17 protein-coding genes, 2 pseudogenes and 1 riboswitch are annotated in these 18,145 nt (G+C 62.6%); of the genes and pseudogenes, 11 read left to right on the forward strand and 8 right to left on the reverse strand.

Annotated features, from left to right (window positions below; all coding sequences use genetic code 11):
- From KH616_RS09765 to KH616_RS09775, 3 genes are all read left to right on the forward strand, one after another.
- The coding region (locus KH616_RS09765; protein ID WP_292243659.1) for a nucleobase:cation symporter-2 family protein at positions 1 to 1,244 on the forward strand (1,244 nt) is incomplete at its 5' end.
- A gap of 508 nt (positions 1,245 to 1,752) precedes the next feature.
- A complete protein-coding gene (locus KH616_RS09770) occupies positions 1,753 to 2,037 on the forward strand; it encodes a hypothetical protein (RefSeq protein WP_292243661.1) in 285 nt (94 codons plus the stop codon).
- A 52-nt stretch (positions 2,038 to 2,089) separates the two neighbouring features.
- Positions 2,090 to 2,299: a hypothetical protein gene (locus KH616_RS09775; RefSeq protein WP_292243663.1), complete on the forward strand. Its 210-nt coding sequence runs from the start codon at positions 2,090 to 2,092 to the stop codon at positions 2,297 to 2,299.
- A 625-nt stretch (positions 2,300 to 2,924) separates the two neighbouring features.
- On the opposite strand, the gene KH616_RS09780 is transcribed toward KH616_RS09775, so the two are convergent.
- The 3 genes from KH616_RS09780 to KH616_RS09790 form a co-directional block, all read right to left on the reverse strand.
- Positions 2,925 to 3,308 carry an ATP-dependent protease gene (locus KH616_RS09780; RefSeq protein WP_292243664.1) on the reverse strand — a complete coding sequence of 128 codons (384 nt, stop codon included), beginning with the start codon at positions 3,306 to 3,308 and terminating at the stop codon, positions 2,925 to 2,927.
- A 316-nt stretch (positions 3,309 to 3,624) separates the two neighbouring features.
- Complete coding sequence (locus tag KH616_RS09785) at positions 3,625 to 4,053, reverse strand: SRPBCC family protein (protein WP_292243666.1); 429 nt, start codon at positions 4,051 to 4,053, stop codon at positions 3,625 to 3,627.
- Positions 4,054 to 4,063: 10 nt separating this feature from the next.
- Positions 4,064 to 5,083 (reverse strand): aldo/keto reductase, encoded by a 1,020-nt coding sequence (locus KH616_RS09790; RefSeq protein ID WP_292243667.1) that lies wholly within the window; start codon positions 5,081 to 5,083, stop codon positions 4,064 to 4,066.
- Between the two features lie 100 nt (positions 5,084 to 5,183).
- On the opposite strand from KH616_RS09790, the gene KH616_RS09795 reads away from it, so the two are divergent.
- A complete protein-coding gene (locus KH616_RS09795; RefSeq protein ID WP_292243668.1) occupies positions 5,184 to 6,089 on the forward strand; it encodes a LysR substrate-binding domain-containing protein in 906 nt (301 codons plus the stop codon).
- Positions 6,090 to 6,524: 435 nt separating this feature from the next.
- Positions 6,525 to 6,743, forward strand: a pseudogene (locus KH616_RS09800) (SDR family NAD(P)-dependent oxidoreductase); the annotation flags it as partial.
- Here the strand turns inward: KH616_RS09800 and KH616_RS09805 are convergent.
- A pseudogene (locus tag KH616_RS09805) lies at positions 6,743 to 6,967 on the reverse strand (GlxA family transcriptional regulator); the annotation flags it as partial. The pseudogenes KH616_RS09800 and KH616_RS09805 sit on opposite strands and share 1 nt — an antisense overlap.
- Positions 6,968 to 7,525: 558 nt before the next feature.
- Between KH616_RS09805 and KH616_RS09810 the strand changes: the two are divergent.
- Positions 7,526 to 8,578, forward strand: coding sequence for an alpha/beta hydrolase (locus tag KH616_RS09810; RefSeq protein ID WP_292243669.1), 1,053 nt, complete (start codon positions 7,526 to 7,528; stop codon positions 8,576 to 8,578).
- A gap of 292 nt (positions 8,579 to 8,870) precedes the next feature.
- Here the strand turns inward: KH616_RS09810 and KH616_RS09815 are convergent, their stop codons facing one another.
- Both KH616_RS09815 and KH616_RS09820 read right to left on the reverse strand, forming a co-directional pair.
- Positions 8,871 to 9,608 (reverse strand): metallophosphoesterase family protein, encoded by a 738-nt coding sequence (locus tag KH616_RS09815; protein ID WP_292243670.1) that lies wholly within the window; start codon positions 9,606 to 9,608, stop codon positions 8,871 to 8,873.
- Between the two features lie 192 nt (positions 9,609 to 9,800).
- Positions 9,801 to 11,144, reverse strand: coding sequence for a voltage-gated chloride channel family protein (locus KH616_RS09820; protein WP_292243672.1), 1,344 nt, complete (start codon positions 11,142 to 11,144; stop codon positions 9,801 to 9,803).
- A gap of 79 nt (positions 11,145 to 11,223) precedes the next feature.
- A riboswitch (Fluoride riboswitch) is annotated at positions 11,224 to 11,290 on the reverse strand.
- Positions 11,291 to 11,466: 176 nt separating this feature from the next.
- On the opposite strand from KH616_RS09820, the gene KH616_RS09825 reads away from it, so the two are divergent.
- Positions 11,467 to 12,159 (forward strand): PadR family transcriptional regulator, encoded by a 693-nt coding sequence (locus KH616_RS09825; protein ID WP_292243673.1) that lies wholly within the window; start codon positions 11,467 to 11,469, stop codon positions 12,157 to 12,159.
- A 31-nt stretch (positions 12,160 to 12,190) separates the two neighbouring features.
- A complete protein-coding gene (locus tag KH616_RS09830) occupies positions 12,191 to 13,024 on the forward strand; it encodes a siderophore-interacting protein (RefSeq protein ID WP_292243675.1) in 834 nt (277 codons plus the stop codon).
- A gap of 65 nt (positions 13,025 to 13,089) precedes the next feature.
- Here KH616_RS09830 and KH616_RS09835 read toward each other — a convergent pair whose 3' ends face one another.
- Positions 13,090 to 13,671 (reverse strand): undecaprenyl-diphosphatase, encoded by a 582-nt coding sequence (locus KH616_RS09835; RefSeq protein ID WP_292243677.1) that lies wholly within the window; start codon positions 13,669 to 13,671, stop codon positions 13,090 to 13,092.
- Positions 13,672 to 14,108: 437 nt separating this feature from the next.
- Between KH616_RS09835 and KH616_RS09840 the strand changes: the two genes are divergently transcribed.
- On the forward strand, positions 14,109 to 14,849 hold the full coding sequence (locus KH616_RS09840) for an acetoacetate decarboxylase (RefSeq protein WP_292243679.1): 741 nt from the start codon (positions 14,109 to 14,111) through the stop codon (positions 14,847 to 14,849).
- Between the two features lie 52 nt (positions 14,850 to 14,901).
- Positions 14,902 to 15,687 (forward strand): 3-hydroxybutyrate dehydrogenase, encoded by a 786-nt coding sequence (locus tag KH616_RS09845; RefSeq protein ID WP_292243680.1) that lies wholly within the window; start codon positions 14,902 to 14,904, stop codon positions 15,685 to 15,687.
- A gap of 129 nt (positions 15,688 to 15,816) precedes the next feature.
- Here the strand turns inward: KH616_RS09845 and KH616_RS09850 are convergent, their stop codons facing one another.
- Positions 15,817 to 17,016, reverse strand: a complete 1,200-nt coding sequence (locus KH616_RS09850) for an amino acid aminotransferase (protein ID WP_292243681.1) — start codon at positions 17,014 to 17,016, stop codon at positions 15,817 to 15,819.
- Between the two features lie 244 nt (positions 17,017 to 17,260).
- Between KH616_RS09850 and KH616_RS09855 the strand changes: the two genes are divergently transcribed.
- On the forward strand, positions 17,261 to 18,145 hold an 885-nt coding region (locus tag KH616_RS09855), incomplete at its 3' end, for a DEAD/DEAH box helicase family protein (RefSeq protein ID WP_292243682.1).

Consider the following 18,145-nt stretch of genomic DNA (forward strand, 5'->3'; position numbering starts at 1 on the left):
TGCCTATCGTCACGCCAGGCCTGCTGATTTGCCAAGCCCTGAATGTCTCCAGCCGCGACACCACGATGATCGTGTCGATGTCGCTGGTGATCTCCGGCATCGCCACTTTCCTCCAGTGCAGGCGCTTCGGCCCGCTGGGCGCCGGCCTCCTGATCGTCCAGGGCACCAGCTTCAACTTCGTCGGCCCGCTGATCGCCGGCGGCAGCCTGATGGTCAAACAGGGCACCCCGGTCGAAACCGTGATGGCCGCCATCTTTGGCGTCGTCATCGCCGGCTCTTTCGTCGAGATGGGCGTCTCCCGCATCCTGCCCTTCATCAAGCGTCTCATCACGCCGCTCGTCACCGGTATCGTGGTCCTGCTGATCGGCCTCACGCTCATCAAGGTCGGCCTCATCAGCATGGGCGGCGGCTATGGCGCGATGGCCAAAGGCAGTTTCGCCAGCGCCCAAAACCTGACCCTTTCCGGGCTGGTCCTCGGCACGATCATCCTGCTCAACCGGGTACCCATCGTCTGGGTACGCAGCACCGCGCTGGTCATCGCGCTGGCGATCGGCTATCTGGCGGCCGCCGCCATGGGCCGCCTGGACTTCACGGGCGCGCGCGAAGCCGCACTGTTCCAGATTCCGACCCCACTGCACTTCGGACTCGGTTTCTCCTGGTCGCTCTTCGTGCCGATGCTGATCATCTATCTGGTTACCTCGCTGGAAGCCATCGGCGACGTCACCGCCACCAGCAAGGTCTCCCGGCAGCCCGTCGAGGGTCCGGTGTGGATGCGGCGCATCAAGGGCGGCGTGCTGGTCAACGGCGCCAACTCGCTGCTGGCCGGCGTCTTCAACACCTTCCCCAGTTCCGTTTTCGCCCAGAACAACGGCGTGATCCAGCTCACCGGCATCGCCAGCCGCCATGTCGGCATCTGGATCGCGGGCATGCTTGTTCTGCTCGGCCTGTTCCCCACGGTCGCCGGTGTCCTGCAAGCCGTGCCCGAGCCGGTGCTCGGCGGCGCGGCCATGGTGATGTTCGGCGCGGTGGCCGCGTCCGGCATCAATATCCTTGCCGGAATCAGGCTGGACCGCCGCGCGCTGCTGATCATCGCCGTCTCGCTGGCCCTGGGGCTGGGCGTGTCGCAGGTGCCGGAAATCCTGACGAGCCTGCCGCATGCGCTCAAGAACGTGCTGGAATCGGGCGTCGCCACAGGCGGCATCTGCGCGCTGGTGATGAACTGGTTCCTGCCGGAGAAAAAGTGAAGCGTTGATGAAGTGAAGCGGCCTTCGGGCCGCACCGTCGGGCCTTGGAGCATGCCTTGCATCTCCAGGCCGCCCATCTCGCCGAGCGAACGCCCGACGCCGTTTCGCATATCCCTCCTGTTTCGCCTCGATCTGACTGCACGGGCCGCGCGCAGTCTCTGTCATGACCCGGCGATACCTGCACAGGTTAAGCGACTATCGTTGCGGCCCTTATGGAAGGGCGTGCGTCCACTCGACACCTGGTGCGATGCTCGTCGGAATGCCCAGCCAAATAAGCGTTGGACACGTGTCCGGCGACGCGCGTATGATCAAGACACCAGCGTAGTCGCCACTCACCCATCCCTCCTGACCGCTCGCTGCATTCCCCCTTATTGCTGCGTCGCGCTTACCTTCCCACGCGCGCCTTGTTTGCCCCCTTCGCCCTTACCTGTCGCGTCGCGCAGCACCGATACAGGCTTGGATGCGTTCGTCCATGCGACGGGTTGCTGTCAATCGACAGGAGTTCATCATGAGCATGTATATGTATCGCGGATTCGAGATATTTCCGCTGATTTACCCTCACACCAAAGTCGAAGTTGGTCGTGCTCACAATTACGAGGCTGGTTTCGACGCGGCGGTCAAGATTTGCCTGCGCGGCACCGACACCACGGTGACGCGAAGCCAGACGTTCCACCTTCGCGAAGACTCGCCGTATGCCAATGCCGGCGACGCGCGTCGGGCTTCGCTACGTTACGCGGAAGTCATCATCGACGAGAAGCGCGGCGAACAGTGGATGATCTCGGCAGCTATCTGATGCGGTTATCTGCTTAGAAAGCAAGCGCCACCAATATTTTGGGGGACACGGGATGACCGTCGACGAGCTTCTCACTTTGGTCAGGCGGCACGAAGTTGTGCAAACAAACATCATGCCGCCGAAGGGTATCGCCGGCTCGCCGCGGCTTCGCCATCAGGAACTTCTGATGTTCGCCGCTGTACGGGCCATACTGCTCGACGCTGGATACTCGGAATTCGAGTCGGACGAGATAGCGAGCGAAGTCATGGGCAGGCTCGGCTAGCTTTGTCTTTCGGAACTCATGCTGTCGTTGACCAAACAAGTACCGATGCCTAGCCGGACGACACGCAATGCGTGGCGACTGGCGCGCATATGCGCCCCCCGCGAACCCACATCGCGAAGGGCGAGACGGTCATCTGTCGCTTATGAGGAGGACGACGGTTTCGCGCTGAGTATCAGGTGCCACCATGCGGCGCCAATCCTCGGGCTTCACTCAGCATCCATTGCGCAAATGCCTGTATTGGCCCCCCGCCAGTTCGAGCGGTTCAGGAAGGACGAGGCAGACGTTTTTGCGATCGCCTTGCCATCCGGCCAGGGTGCGCCAAGACGCCCGTGCTGGAGTTCGGTGCCGATGTAATGGTGAGACAGACTTACAAATACCCAGCCGAAACCGCATGTGAATGCGGTTTCGGCTGGGTATCGCCCGACGCGGTCGGCTGTAGCCGACCCATTGCTGCCGGTCGAGCCGCGGCACCTCCGAGGGCAAGTGTCGGAGCACAACGGTCACTCGTTCCGAAGATCCGAAAGCTTGTCCTCCCTCAACGGATCGATTGCAGCGACTGAGAGCCCGGCGCACCACGTGACTGATCTGACTCTAGCCGTGTACCCAGCACGACTTGGGAGAATGGTCAGAGATCTCCGCGCACTTCACCGGTTCCCAGCGCGCTCCGCTGCCGGTTGACTTCCGCCCAAAGCTCATCGCTGTCGTCATTGCGCAGCACAACCATCCAGTCCAGTTGATTGTCGGTCACGCCGAAATATTCCCGGATTTCCCGGCGAACCTCATCGACAAACTGCGCGTATTCCGGGGTTGCCTGGGCCTGCGCGTGCAAGGCGTCATATGCTGCATCGTCCGTGCCGCCGCCGTGCTCGTCGATATAGCGCGAGACCCACTGGTCTAGTTCGCGGTCGTAATCGGCCTCGGCGCGCATCGCTTGCACAGCCGTATAAAAATCCAATTGGGCAAACGCGGCGATCGCCGCCGTTGTCGCCTCGTCGAATGTCGTCGTCATTCCATCTCTCATTTCGGTCATGGCACATCATCGCACGGACTGCATCTGGAGAGGTGCCTCGAATCCGGACGGCGCATCACGCCGCCTGGCGCGGACGTTTGGCCCGAGCAAAAACACCATGATGGAAGGTTCACGCCTTCGCGTGCGCCACGGGTAATCCCCCTGTGGGGGCCGGCCGTAACCGCCCCCTTGCTGCCATTTACGGCAACGCCACAAGAATGACTGGTCGCGCATTGTTCGGTCATTCGCGAAACGGGCACACGGATCGCGCCGGCAGGCCCCGATCCGGGGGCCAGCCGGTTCCGGACGTCCACGTTCAGGGCGGCCCCTTCCCGGCGAGTGAGGCCGCCAGCGCCTGCAGACCGTCCCGATAGATCCCTTCAAAGAGACGCGACACTTCTTCGTCGCCGACTCCGTCAGACGTGAACTCGCCCGACCAGTCGACCTCTGATGCACGGCCATCTTCGACCGCCTTCACGTGCAACGTCGAGCGATACCCCGTCACCGGAAAAGGCGCTTCGAGAATCGAATAGGTATAGCTGCGCGCGCGGTTGTCGAACGCTTCCAGGCGCTCGACGATCGTTTCGCCATGCGGGTTCGAGAGACGCCGCACGCGGCCGCCTTCGCACGATTCGCTAGACGGGATGTATGGAAGCCAGTCCGGCAGCGAGTTGAAGCCGCCGATCAGTTGCCACACGATGTCGGGCGAAACGGGAATCCTGATGGATGCATGAGCCGTGGCCATTTCTCTCCCCTTACGCGTCGGCCGGCAGCGGCGCGTTCGCCGCCACGAGACCCTGCTCACGCAACTCGCGCCAGAAATCGGCGGGAATGACTTCCTTGACCGCCGCGTGGTCTTCCGCGATGCGCGCCGGCTTGCTCGCACCGGGAATCACCGCCGCGACCACCGGATTGGCCAGCACGAATTGCAGCGCAGCGGCCTTGACGCTCACGTTGTGGCGCGCCGCGATGGCCCGGATGCGTTCGACCTTCGCGAGAATCTCCGGCGACGCCTTCTGATATTCGAAGTTCGCTCCGCCGGCCAGCACGCCGGAACTGTACGGGCCACCGGCGACGATCTCGACGTTCTGCGCGGCAGCGGCCGGCATCAGGCGCTGCAACGCACGCTCGTGATCGAGCAGCGAGTAACGGCCAGCGAGCAGAAAGCCGTCCGGCTTCGGCTCGGAGAGATCGAGCAACAGTTCGCAGGGCTCGACGCGGTTCACGCCGAGTCCCCAGGCCTTGATGACGCCTTCTTCACGCAGCCGCGTCAGCGCACGGAATGCGCCGGTACGCGCCGATTCGAAGACTGCGAGCCATTCGTCGCCGTAGAAGTCCTGCGCGACGTCATGCACCCAGACGATATCCAGGCGGTCGGTCTTCAGGCGCTTCAGGCTGTCTTCGACCGAGCGCAACGTCGCGTCGGCCGAATAGTCGTTGACGATCTTGTTAGGAAGGCCAAATTCGAACACGCCGCCTTTCTCGCCCAGATCGCGTGCGCCCGCATCCTCGATTTCGTCGAGAATCACCCGGCCGACCTTCGTGCTCAGCACGTATTCGTCGCGCCGATAGCCGGCGAGCGCGTTCCCGAGGCGGATTTCGGACAGGCCCGCGCCGTATAGCGGGGCCGTGTCGAAATAACGAACACCCTGATCCCAGGCGGCCTTGACGGTCGCCAACGCTTCGTCCTCGGGAATGTTCCGGAACATGTTGCCGAGCGGTGCGGTGCCAAAACCGAGCTGCGTGCCAGCCGGCAACTTATCCTTGATACTCATCGATTTGCTCCATGTATTGAGTCGGTAGCAAAAGTCTAGGTTGCCGGATTAAGTCTGTCCAAGACATAATTTGGCAGACTTGAGTCCTTTAAGGTCTTATATGCTCGACATCCGCCAGTTGCATTATTTCGTGGCCGTCGCCGAAGAAGAGCACGTCGGCCGGGCTGCGGAACGGCTGCATATTTCGCAGTCGCCGCTCAGCCGCCAGATCGCCCAACTCGAAGAACACCTGGGCCTGACCCTGTTCGAGCGCTCGCAGCAGCGCATCCGTTTGACGACCGACGGACGGACATTTCTCTCGGAAACGCAGGCGTTTCTCACGCACGCGAAGCGCCTTGAGTCGCTCGCGCGGCGGCTGGGGCGCGGCGACGAAGGTGGCCTGTGCATCGGTTATCTGGAGAACGCGATGCACTCCGGCGTCCTGCCCAACGCACTGCGACAGCTCCGCGAGGACAAGCCAGACGTGCACATCGCACTCTACAACTACCATTCGGCCGAACAGCTCACGGGCCTGCGTCAGCGCAGCCTCGACATTGCGCTCGTCTGCGATCCGCCGCCGTCCGACGACCCGGATCTCGAAGCCGCACAGGTGCTCGACGATCCCATGCTGCTCGCGATTCCGGAAGGCCATCCGCTCGCCCGCGCAAAACGCTTCACCCCCGACGACCTGGCCGCGCAGAAGTGGATTGGCGTGATGCACACGGAAGGCGCGCTGCGGCACGACAACTTCATTGCCGCCTGCGCGAAGGCGGGCTTCACGCCCGAGATCGCGATGGAAGCAACCGAGCCGCTGGCCGCGCTCGGGCTCGTCGCCGCCGGGCTCGGGCTCACCATGATCCAGCAAAGTCTTCGGCATCAGGCGCCTGCGGGTGTCGTGCTGCGCGAACTGTCGTGGTTCAGCTATCGCACGGCGCTCTGGGCCGCATGGCACAGGGTCAACCTGAGACCGCTTGTCGAACGTTTTCGCATGATGCTGCTGCAGCCCGGCCGCACGTTGCGGGCATGAGCAGACAGCTGATGTCCGTCGCGACGTGGAAATCCGGGGGCCGAATCCAGTGGAGTGCTTCCGTCATCGTGTAATCACGCTTTTCGCGCAGACGATCTGCGCGCCCACCAGGTCATGGAGCGTGGTCAGTACCGAATACGGGAGCCCGCCGCCATCGCTGGGATCGGGCTTTCTATTCGGGGAGTTGGCGAACACGAATTTGAATTTCAGATGTGCCTTGGAGATCCTCTTGCACTCGCCCGGACACCAGTGAACCCCAGGATGTGTTCGTCATCAGGCCAAATTGGATGGCGCATTTTGAGGGTTATACGACCTTTGAGCCATTCAATTCAGATTCCATAATTTGCTCAGGAATCAAGTCGGAACACAAGCACAGACGCGATTGCGTCCTGTGCTTCCGGTTCGATCAATCTCGAGCAAAGAAAGGAATAGAAGATGAGGCTTAAGAACAAGTCAGCCTTGATTACGGGCGGCACTAGCGGCATCGGTCTCGCGACCGCCAGGCTTTTCATTGCAGAAGGCGCCCGAGTTGCGGTTACCGGTCGCGACGACGCAGTGTTCGAGCGCGTGAAGGCCGAGCTTGGCGAGAATGCGTTGGTTCTCAAGGGCGATGTCCGTTCGATCGGGGACATGCGGGCGATTGCCGCTGAGGTATCCCCGCCCACGAAAACGACGGTGTCAAACATGCGCCTTCCGACCGGCTTGGTCTCGATCGAAAGGCCCGTATTGCCACGAACCGGGCCTCCGGACTGCGAGATGACATGAAGATCGTACGGAGTATGGCCAGCGGCCGCGGCCACCTGATTAAAAGCCGACAGTGGCCCACCAAGGTCGAGAGCGTCGTGGCCACTGCAAACAAAGAACCCGATTCGATGCATGGCGGAGTCGTTAGCAGAATACCCAGGGAAGTCGTATTTTATGAAAATCCCTCGAATCGCGTCATTTTGGCGGAAATGACAGAAAAGCGTCACGTGCCCCTCATCCATCAGCTGTACAGCCGATGGTGATAACGGCACAGGCAGGTCGTCGGCATCGAAGAGATGGACGTTCATTTTGGCCGTCATCGCAGCCACCCGCTCACGCTTATTGACTGCAAAAGGACCACAAACCCGCCGCTCCGAAGTGTCGCTTGCTGGCCGGATCCGGAGGTTCGTCGTCGGCCTGCGCTCGATCGCCTCGACTCAGCTTCCGAAATTTCGTAGCCGGACCCTTGCTGCCGGTCGACCGCTCGGACTTCCAATGGTGCGTATCAGACGCGTTACCGTCATTCCATACGTCGTATATCTGATGCAACGCAATGCGCGCGCTTCTGCCGACCTGAAGGGTGGGTGTTCGTTTCGCTTGAGCTTGTAACCTTTTTCCAATCGACTAACATTTGGCGAAGGCACACTCGTCCAGCCGTTCGTCCGTTAGCCGAATCGACCAGGGAGAAGAAAATGCCAAAAGAGATCAACTCACGTCGGCGTGACTTCGCGCGCATGGCTGCCGGTGCGCTCGTTGCGGCGCAATTCGAAGTACTGCGATCCGCCCAGGCCCAGAATCCATCGTCGACAACCCCATCGATTCCGCGAATCAAGCCGGGCGCTCACACGTCGTTCACGTCGATCAAGCAGGTGAATGCGGGGCTCCTAAACATCGGCTACGCCGAGGTCGGTCCGGCCGACGGACCACCCGTCATGCTGCTGCATGGCTGGCCGTATGACATACACAGTTTCGTCGACGTTGCACCGGCGCTCAGCGCGAAGGGATACCGGGTGATCGTCCCTTATCTGCGCGGTTACGGCACGACGTCCTTCCTGTCGGACCAGACCATGCGCAACGGTCAGCCCACGGCCGTCGCGCTCGACATCATCGCGCTGATGGATGCACTCAACATCCGGCAGGCCGTCTTTGGCGGGTTCGACTGGGGCGCGCGCACCGCCGACATCATCGCCGTGCTGTGGCCGGAGCGATGCAAGGCACTGGTCTCGGTGAGCGGCTACCTGATCGGCAATCAGGAGGCGGGAAAGAAACCGCTGCCACCGGAGAGCGAGTTGCAGTGGTGGTATCAGTTCTATTTCGCAACGGACCGCGGGCGCGCGGGCTACGAGAAATACACCCACGACTTCATCAAGCTCATCTGGAAGCAAGCCTCTCCGAAATGGAACTTTGACGACGCCACCTTCGAGCGAAGCGCACCGGCTTTCAAGAACCCTGACCACGTCGCGATCACGATTCACAACTATCGCTGGCGACAAGGTCTCGCCACGGGCGAAGCGAAATACGACGAATACGAGCAGCGGCTTGTGCCGGCGCCGCCCGTAACCGTTCCCAGCATCACGATGGAAGGCGATGCCAACGGCGCCTTTCATGTGCCGCCGGGCGTCTACGCGTCGAAGTTCACGGGCAAATACGAACATCGCACGCTGACCGGCGGCATCGGCCACAATCTGCCGCAGGAGGCGCCGCGAGCGTTTGCGCAAGCGGTCATCGATGTTGACAGGTTTTGATCCGGCAGACACCCGGCCTTAAAGGCGCGCGGTATACATTTGCGCGCATGCGGCGCCGACTGACGTCGCAGCGAGCAGTTAGCAGCAGTGCAGAGCACGGTATCACTGGACTGCGTCCTGATCCCGGCGGCGGCTTTCAGGCTTGAACCGACACCGGAATGTCTGAGCAACAGTCCCGTCGACTGCCCGTTCCTGGCCGACTGCGGCCCAACGCCTTCGGCAAAAATCGACCCGCTTGCGAAAGGCGTTTTCTGAAAACGGATGTCCATTTCTGAATACAGTGGAGACCCTGTCAACAGTATCCCGTTCGAAGGGCGACCTCCCAATCAGGCCGAGCGTTCAGTGCGGCTACCTTCGCTGCTTCGTTCCAGTCATATTCGACGGCCCGAAATTCGACGGCCCACCCGGACATGCTCCTCGTGACAAGTGCATAACGAGCGTGAGGTGATCCCATTTCCATGCGATGTGGAAACGGAAGATTGTCCTCGTACGCTTGTAGTCCGACACTGCCGGGGTTCACGATCAAGCGCCCGTCGTCGAGTCGCATCGCTCGTTGCAGATGCGTATGCCCACAGAGGATCAATGATGCGGAGTTGGCATCGCCGGCGCGGCTTTCGACCTCATCGGGCGTCGCCACCCGGCAACCGTGTTCTGTCACAGTCTCGAGGAAGTAACTCAGATCGCTGTCCGGCGTGCCGTGCACGAGCAAGATATCTTCGGCAAGTCTCAGTGTTGACGGCAAATCGCGTATCCAGGCGAGTTGATCGTCGCGTAGAGAGAAGTTGGCAAAGCGGTCCGACAGTCCCATTCGGGATGGATCGCCGGAAAGGAGTTGTCTTTCATGGTTGCCCTTGATCGTGGGTAGCCCGAGCGACATCAGCCGGTCGGCGGTTTGAGATGGATAGAGGGCGCCGGAAAGAATGTCGCCGAGGTTGACGGTCACATTCGCGCCGTGCCGATGTGCATCATTCAATACAGCATCCAGTGCCGCGAGGTTGCCGTGAATATCCGAGAGGGCCGCGATCTTCATAGGGCTGAACGACTCACTTAATCGGTGACCGATTGATTGTCAGCGATTCATGACAACGTGTCGAATGGTTGAATCTGCAATCAAACTTCGACAATCTTCCCCACGCTCCGCGGAATCCGCACAAAACCTTTTTCCTCTCGCCTCCATACTCCGGGCTGGCAAATCCTGGCAGGCGAAGCGCCATGAATTAGATCATTCGCGAGCCCTGGAAAACGACGCATCGGTCTCGCTTCGCGAGGAAGCACCGGGCGCGCTTTGGCGAATCCGGCGCAATGCCGGGATATCGGCCAGACGCATCCCGTGCGGCAGCAGCGGATGCTTCGCATGGCCGACTCGCTGCGCGCGATAGATGCCGGTGTGGCCCGAGAACAGGTAGGCGACGACACACGCAATGGCCGCATAAACGCCGATCTCGGCGCCAAACAGTTCGATTGCCATGACGGTCGAGGCGATCGGCGTATTCGCGGCGCCGGCGAACACCGCGACAAACCCCAGGCCGGCGAGCACCGGAATGGGCAGTGCCAGCACGTGGCCCAATGCGTTCCCGAGCGTCGCCCCGATATAGAAGAGCGGCGTGACTTCTCCGCCCTTGAAGCCCGACGCGAGCGTCACGACGGTAAAACCGAATTTGCCTGCGAAGTCGTAGAGCGGAAGCGGGCCATGAAACGACGCCTCGATCGTCGGAATCCCCAGCCCCAGACACTGCGGCACGTTCAGCACGGTCGCCGCAACGGCGACGATCACGCCGCCGGTCAATGCACGCATCGGCGCATGAGCGATCCTGCGCTTCAGGAATGCCGACAGCGCGTGCGTCGAATCGGCGAACAGCATGCCCACGACACCGAACGCCATGCCGGCGATCAGCACCGATCCCAGCCCCAGCACGCTCAAATGAGGAACGAGCGGAATCGAATAGACGGTATGGTGAATACCCCACATCCGACAGACTTCATCTGCGACGACACTGGAGATCACGCAGGCCAGCAGGTCGTCATATCGGATGCGGCCGATGGCCAGCACCTCGAGGCCGAAAATGGAGCCTGCGAGCGGCGTCCCGAATACCGACGAGAAGCCGGCTGCGATCCCGCCCATCAGCAGAATGCGCCGATCGTCGCGATCCAGCTTCAGTACGCGCGTGATCTGGTCGGCAATGGCGCCGCCCATCTGCACGGCGGTTCCCTCGCGGCCAGCTGACCCGCCGAACAGATGCGTGACGACCGTCGCGATCATCACGAGCGGCACCATGCGTTTCGGCACGAGCTTCTGCGGATCGTGAATCTCGTCGATCAGCAGATTATTGCCGCCTTCGACGGACTTCCCGGCACGGTGATACACCCAGCCGGTGACAAAGCCGGCGACGGGCAACAGCGCCAGCAGCCAGGGATGACCGAGGCGCGTCTCCGTTGCCCGGTCGAGGGCGGCGAGAAAAAGCGCGGACGCCGAACCGGCAAGCGCACCCATGCCGCAGGAAATGACGAGCCATCGGCACAGGTAAAACCCCATCGCCACTTGCTCGATTGTTTTGATTCGTTTCATGTTGACCAGATTCGACAGGACATCAAACCTGGGCGACAGAACGTCGCTATACGGACGGCCTACGACCTCCTGTACCCAGGAACGCGTAGGCATCATCAGCTGGCTCGCCAGCGGTTATGAGGAGGAATGCCATCTCCGGCGGCGCATTGTATGCGAGAAAACTTCCGCAGTGTGGCGCCGTTTTGCCCGGCCTGTTCGAAGCGCCGCACCCACCCTTTCCGGCGCCAAGGCCGGTTTCCGACCTGACTCGAGCCGCCGCGGTTGACTTCCTATCTTTCGATATATATCTTTAGATATGTTTTCCGATACACAGGAATCGATCATGCGACACGCTCATTTCTCCGGCCATGCCCGTTGCGACGGACAAGATCAGCATCCCACACCGGCGTGGTTCTCGGATTGCCGGGCAGCGATCGGCCGTCGCCGGGGCGGCGGCGTGCCAATCGGCGGCAGTCCGTTCGGCGGCGGCGCCGGCGGTTTTGGCGGATTCGGCGGCGACGATGCGATGCCGCGCGGCCGACAGTTCAGCGCGGACGATCTGCAGTTGATGTTGCTCGCGCTCATCGCCGAGCAGCCGAGCCACGGCTACGAACTGATCAAGGCGATCGACACGCGTTCGAACGGCTTCTACAGCCCGAGCCCGGGCATGATCTACCCGGCGCTGACCTATCTCGACGACGTCGGCTTCGTCGCATCGCAGGCGGAAGGCAATCGCAAGCGCTATGCGCTCACCGACGTCGGCCGCGCGCATCTCGACGCGCAACGCGAGCGCGTCGACACACTATTGGCACGCCTCACGCATCTCGCGCGAAAAATGGACTTCATGCGCCGTGCGTTTGCCGGCGAAGCAGGCGACGAATCGTCAGGCGGCTGGCTGCCGGAATTCGTCGAGGCGCGCGTCGCGCTCAAACACGCGCTGCTGCACAAGAGCGGCGCGAATCCCGACGAGCAGCGCCGCATCGCCGCGATCCTGCGCCACGCCACGGCCGAGATCGAAGGTCGCACCGATGCGTGATCCGCGCCGCCCCAACCCGGAGTTCCGACCGATGCAAAACCCCTCCGAACGCACCGTGACCCGCGTGCGCCACGCCCTCAAATTCCGTCTGCTGCAAGTCGTACGCGTGCACGCGGTGACGCCGCATCTGTTGCGCATCACGCTCGGCGGCCACGATCTCGCCGATTTCGAATCGGCCTCGTTCGACGATCACGTGAAAGTCTTCTTTCCGCCGCCCGGCGTCGAGCGGCCCACGCTGCCGGAAATGGGCCCGAACGGGCCGGTCTTTCCGGACAGCGGGCAAACGCCGGTCGCCCAGCCGGTCGCCCAGCCGGTCGCCCGCGATTTCACGCCACGCCGCTTCGATCGCGACGCAGGCGAGCTGGATCTGGAATTCGTGCTGCACCACCCGGGCCCGGCATCGCAATGGGCCGCGCAGGCGCGTGTGGGTCAATGGCTCGGCATTGGCGGTCCGCGCGGCTCGTTCGTCGTGCCGACGGATTTCGACTGGCATCTGCTGATCGGCGACGATACCGCACTGCCCGCCGTCGCACGGCGCCTTGCGGAATTGCCCGCCGGCGCGCGCGTGGCGGTCGTGCTGGAAGTAGCGGATGCCTCCGCGCAGATCGCGTTCGATACGCGTGCGGAGATGCATGCCGTCTGGTGTTTCCGCGACGACGCGGACGGCGAGACATTGCTGGAAGCGGTCGCGGCCCTGCCGCTGCCGGCCGGCGACGGTTACATCTGGGCGGCCGGCGAGGCGTTGTCGATGCGCGCGGTGCGGCGGCATCTGACCGAGGAACGCGGTGTCGACAAATCGCGTATCCGCGCCTCGGCATACTGGAAGCGCGGCGCGAGCGCCGTGCACGAATCGCTCGAAGACTGATCGGGCAACCCGGCCGGATACGTCCATCGCGCCGGGCTGGACGCGCCCGGCGCACCATCTTCACGTCACGGCGCGTGCAGGCGCCCCATGACGACCGTATGCACCGCCTCGCCCACGCGGTCGAGCATCGCCGTGACAGGACGTGCGTACAGATGCACGGCAAGCGCGCCTGCCGTGCCGACCAGCACCCCACCCGCCATGTCGAACGGCCAGTGCACGCCGACATAGATCCGCCCCCATGCAACCGCCGCAGCCACCACGGCCATCACCAGGCCGGTCATGCGCGTCGACGCGCCCAGCATCATGCCGACCGCCATGCTCCACGCAAACGTCATGTGATCGCTCGGAAAGGAGCTGTTCGGCGCGTGCGGAATCAGCTGTGCGCCGACGCCGGCCATGAACGGCCGCGGCGAAAACCAGAAATGCGACACGATCTGCGCGAGTGCGAGCGCCGCACAGGCGCCGAGACCGGCATCGATCGCCTGACGCCGCGTCGACCGGATGCCGAACAGCCAAGACACGAACAACAGGGCCGGAATCGCATAGACGAGCCAATCGGCTGCGAAAATCGCCATCCTGGCGACGCCGGGCTGAGGCGCCGAACCGGCATTGATGGCGGAAAAAAGGGCTAGATTGAGGTTCTGCATGAATCCGATGACGTGGGAAGAAAGTGTGCGGCCGGCTTTCCGATCGCAGACGATGCTAGGGTGGCGACGCTTAAGCGATGCTTAACGGCCTCGGGACGGCGGCGGATGACATCCGGATCGGACATTCCAGCGCGCTGGAAGCGTGCATTGCAACACAAGTTCATAAAATTGCAATATTTCTCGAAATCATTTCCCGAAAAGCCTCACCAGACATCCTGTAAACACTCACCTCGAGCCGCATGGCGATCTGATCGGGCCTCACGCGCATCGGGCGTGTGACGCAGGTTCTGGCCGCACTCACCAGTTGCGTCAACATTAGCCGGGGCAATGTCGCGTTTTTCACAACAATCCATTCCAGCTGCGGCATCGCACAATGACGAGGCGTGGGCATACGATATCGGCACCCGTCAACGAGACGGTTCACACCAGGAGTCCGCATGAAACCGAGCGATGTTCGATCGAAAGCGTTTGCCATGCCGTTGACCAGCCCCGCGTTCCCCATCGGCCCTTACCGGTTCGTCGACCGGGAATTCCTGATCATCACGTACCGCACCGACCCGGATCGTCTGCGCGCAATCGTGCCCGAGCCGCTGACGATCACCGAACCGCTCGTGCATTACGAATTCATCCGGATGCGCGATTCGACCGGCTTCGGCGACTACACGGAAAGCGGCCAGGTGATTCCCGTGGAATATGAAGGGCAGGCCGGCGGCTATACGCTTGCGATGTATCTCGACGACCATCCGCCGATTGCGGGCGGCCGCGAACTGTGGGGCTTTCCGAAGAAGCTCGCCTCGCCGACGCTGGAGGTGAACACCGATCATCTGCTCGGCACGCTCGATTACGGCAAGGTGCGCGTTGCAACCGGCACGATGGGTTACAAGCACCGCGAACTCGACGTGACCGAACAGGGCCGCCGTCTCGCCGCGCCCAATTTCCTGCTGAAGATCATTCCGCACGTGGACGGCACCGCGCGCGTATGCGAACTGGTGCGCTACTACATGCAGGACATCGTGATGAAAGGCGCATGGACCGGCCCCGCGTCGCTCGCACTGTCTCCGCATGCGCTCGCGCCGGTCGCCGACCTGCCGGTGCTCGAAATCGTCGAGGCGCGCCATCTGGTCGCCGATTTGACACTCGGCCTCGGCGAAGTCGTCTACGATTACCTGGCTCAGTAACGTCAGCAGTCCCATTGCATCTGTCCCCACCCTTCACTACGGGAATTCGAACATGAGCAATCTGAACGGCAAGACCGCGGTCGTCACCGGCGCGGCGAGCGGCATTGGCAAGGAAATTGCGCTGGAACTGGCAAGGGCGGGCGCCGCGGTCGCGATCGCCGACCTGAACCAGGACGGCGCGAATGCCGTCGCGGAGGAAATCACGAAAGCGGGCGGCCGGGCGATCGGCATCGCGATGGACGTGACGAACGAAGAAGCCGTCAACAGCGGCATCGACAAGGTCGCCGAGACATTCGGATCGGTCGACATCCTCGTGTCGAATGCGGGCATCCAGATCGTCAATCCGATCGAGAACTACGCGTTCTCCGACTGGAAGAAGATGCAGGCGATCCACGTCGACGGCGCGTTCCTGACGACCAAGGCGGCGCTCAAGCACATGTACAAGGACGATCGCGGCGGCGTCGTGATCTACATGGGGTCGGTGCACTCGCACGAGGCGTCGCCGCTGAAGTCGGCGTACGTGACGGCCAAGCACGGCCTGCTCGGCCTCGCGCGCGTGCTCGCGAAGGAAGGCGCGAAGCACAACGTGCGCTCGCATGTCGTGTGTCCGGGCTTCGTGCGCACGCCGCTCGTCGACAAGCAGATTCCGGAACAGGCCAAGGAGCTGGGGATCAGCGAAGAGGACGTGATCAAGAAGGTGATGCTCGGCAATACCGTCGACGGCGTGTTCACGACGGTGCAGGACGTCGCGCAGACGGTGCTGTTCCTGTCGGCCTTCCCGAGCGCCGCGCTGACCGGCCAGTCCGTCGTCGTCAGCCACGGCTGGTACATGCAGTAAGTCGGCGGGCCGCCGATTGCATCGGCGTTCGCGTCTGGCGACCTGCACAGAAAAAAACGCGCTCCGACGAGCGCGTTTTATGCATGCAGGCAGGGCGACGCCGGAGGCGGCTGCGCCCTGATTGCCGATTTACTTCAGGACGGCGGCGATCGCGTTGGCGACCACGTCGAGGTTGCGCGTGTTCAGCGCGGCGACGCAGATCCGGCCCGTGCTGACCGCATAGATGCCGAACTCCTCGCGCAGACGATCGACCTGCGCCGACGTCAGGCCCGAGTACGAGAACATCCCGCGCTGCGCGTTGATGAAGCTGAAGTCGCGATCGACGCCGCTTGCCTTCAGGCGTTCGACGAGGCCGTTGCGCATTGCGCGGATGCGGTCGCGCATCTCGCCGAGTTCCTGCACCCACGATGCGTTCAGTTCCGGCGACGCGAGCACTGCCGACACCACTGCGGCGCCGTGCGTCGACGGGTTCGAGTAGTTCGTACGGATCACGCGCTTGAGCTGCGACAGCACGCGGGCCGCTTCGTCTTTGCTCGACGTGAGGATCGTCAGCGCGCCGACGCGCTCGCCGTACAGCGAGAACGACTTCGAGAACGACGACGACACGAAGGCGTTCAGCTCGGCCGCGGCGAACAGACGCACGGCTGCGGCGTCAGCCTCGATGTTCTCGCCGAAGCCCTGATACGCGATGTCGAGGAACGGCACGAGGTTGCGCGCCTTGACCACGTCGACGATCTGCTTCCACTGCGCTTCCGTCAGGTCGACGCCCGTCGGGTTGTGGCAGCAGGCGTGGAGCACGACGATCGTGCCCGGCTCATAGCCGTTCAGCGCCGACAGCATGCCTTCGAAGTTCACGCCGTTGGTCTTCGCTTCGTAGTACGGATACGCGACGACCTCGAAGCCGGCTGCTTCGAACAGCGCGCGGTGGTTTTCCCAGCTCGGGTCGCTGATCGCGACCTTCGCCTTCGGATTCAGCGTGCTCAGGAAATCGGCGCCGATCTTCAGCGCGCCCGTGCCGCCCAGCGCCTGCGCCGTAACAACGCGGCCCGCGGCGATCAGCGGCGAATCGCTGCCGAGCAGCAGCTTCTGCACGGCGAGATCATAGGCGGCGATACCGTCGATCGGCAGATAGCCGCGCGGCAGGCCCGCTTCGACGCGCGCCAGTTCCGCCTCGCGCACTGCGCGCAGCAGCGGAATCTTGCCTTCCTCGTTCGTGTACACGCCAACGCCGAGATTGACCTTGGTGGGACGCGCATCGGCGTTGAAGGCTTCGTTCAGGCCCAGGATCGGGTCGCGGGGAGCAAGCTGGACGGCGGAGAAGAGCGACATGATGGTTCGGCAGTAGTGAAAAGAGGGTCAGGCTTTATCGGGCGGGGCTGTGCGCGGCGGGCCGGAGCACGACGCAGGAAAGCACAGCAGCTTGCCATTGTAGCGAATTCGCCGGGGTTTTTCGCACGACGATGCGCCGCACCACGATTTTCCGCCGTGTGCCGACGCGCGTCGGGCTCCGGCACGATACGCTTGCCCGCGAAGCGCTAGAATGGCTTTTTTGTTTTCGCTCCGGCCGCCATCCATGTCCGAACATCATGCCGCAGTCGGCGACGCGCTCGATGAATCGAAATTCGTGACCTTCGAAGGGTCTCCTTTTCAGCTGTATCAACCCTATCCACCCGCCGGCGATCAGCCGACCGCGATCGAGACGCTGGTCGAGGGCGTCGAGGACGGCCTCTCGTTCCAGACGCTGCTGGGCGTGACCGGTTCCGGCAAGACTTACACGATGGCGAACACGATCGCGCGGCTCGGCCGCCCGGCGATCGTATTCGCGCCGAACAAGACGCTCGCCGCCCAGCTCTACGCCGAATTCCGCGAGTTCTTCCCGCGCAACGCGGTCGAGTACTTTGTCTCGTACTACGACTACTATCAGCCGGAAGCGTACGTACCGCAGCGCGACCTGTTCATCGAAAAGGACTCGTCGATCAACGAGCACATCGAGCAGATGCGGTTGTCGGCGACCAAGAGCCTGATGGAGCGTCGGGACGTGGTGATCGTCGCGACGGTGTCGGCGATCTACGGTATCGGCAATCCGTCCGAGTATCACAAGATGATCATGACGCTGCGCGCCGGCGACAAGCTCGGACAGCGCGAAATGATCGCCCGGCTGATCGCGATGCAGTACACGCGCAACGAGCAGTCCTTCCAGCGCGGCACGTTCCGGGTGCGCGGCGACACGATCGATATCTTCCCGGCCGAACATGCGGAGATGGCGGTGCGCGTCGAGCTGTTCGACGACGAGATCGAGTCGCTGCAGCTGTTCGATCCGCTGACAGGCCGCGTGCGGCAGAAGATTCCGCGCTTCACCGTGTATCCGTCGTCGCATTACGTGACGCCGCGGGACACCGTGATGCGTGCCGTCGAGACGATCAAGGAGGAACTGCGCGAGCGGCTCGAGTTCTTTCAT

This window comes from Burkholderia sp. (assembly GCF_018375725.1).
Lineage (GTDB): Bacteria > Pseudomonadota > Gammaproteobacteria > Burkholderiales > Burkholderiaceae > Burkholderia.

Excerpts from the sequence above, each read along its gene's own strand:
- KH616_RS09815 (WP_292243670.1), bottom strand. The coding sequence starts at position 9,608 with ATGAAGATCGCGGCCCTCTCGGATATTCACGGCAACCTCGCGGCACTG.
- KH616_RS09830 (WP_292243675.1), top strand. The coding sequence starts at position 12,191 with ATGCAAAACCCCTCCGAACGCACCGTGACCCGCGTGCGCCACGCCCTC.
- KH616_RS09845 (WP_292243680.1), top strand. The coding sequence starts at position 14,902 with ATGAGCAATCTGAACGGCAAGACCGCGGTCGTCACCGGCGCGGCGAGC.
- KH616_RS09810 (WP_292243669.1), top strand. The coding sequence starts at position 7,526 with ATGCCAAAAGAGATCAACTCACGTCGGCGTGACTTCGCGCGCATGGCT.
- KH616_RS09835 (WP_292243677.1), bottom strand. The coding sequence starts at position 13,671 with ATGCAGAACCTCAATCTAGCCCTTTTTTCCGCCATCAATGCCGGTTCG.
- KH616_RS09790 (WP_292243667.1), bottom strand. The coding sequence starts at position 5,083 with ATGAGTATCAAGGATAAGTTGCCGGCTGGCACGCAGCTCGGTTTTGGC.
- KH616_RS09775 (WP_292243663.1), top strand. The coding sequence starts at position 2,090 with ATGACCGTCGACGAGCTTCTCACTTTGGTCAGGCGGCACGAAGTTGTG.
- KH616_RS09820 (WP_292243672.1), bottom strand. The coding sequence starts at position 11,144 with ATGAAACGAATCAAAACAATCGAGCAAGTGGCGATGGGGTTTTACCTG.
- KH616_RS09770 (WP_292243661.1), top strand. The coding sequence starts at position 1,753 with ATGAGCATGTATATGTATCGCGGATTCGAGATATTTCCGCTGATTTAC.
- KH616_RS09785 (WP_292243666.1), bottom strand. The coding sequence starts at position 4,053 with ATGGCCACGGCTCATGCATCCATCAGGATTCCCGTTTCGCCCGACATC.
- KH616_RS09795 (WP_292243668.1), top strand. The coding sequence starts at position 5,184 with ATGCTCGACATCCGCCAGTTGCATTATTTCGTGGCCGTCGCCGAAGAA.
- KH616_RS09850 (WP_292243681.1), bottom strand. The coding sequence starts at position 17,016 with ATGTCGCTCTTCTCCGCCGTCCAGCTTGCTCCCCGCGACCCGATCCTG.
- KH616_RS09780 (WP_292243664.1), bottom strand. The coding sequence starts at position 3,308 with ATGACGACGACATTCGACGAGGCGACAACGGCGGCGATCGCCGCGTTT.
- KH616_RS09840 (WP_292243679.1), top strand. The coding sequence starts at position 14,109 with ATGAAACCGAGCGATGTTCGATCGAAAGCGTTTGCCATGCCGTTGACC.
- KH616_RS09825 (WP_292243673.1), top strand. The coding sequence starts at position 11,467 with ATGCGACACGCTCATTTCTCCGGCCATGCCCGTTGCGACGGACAAGAT.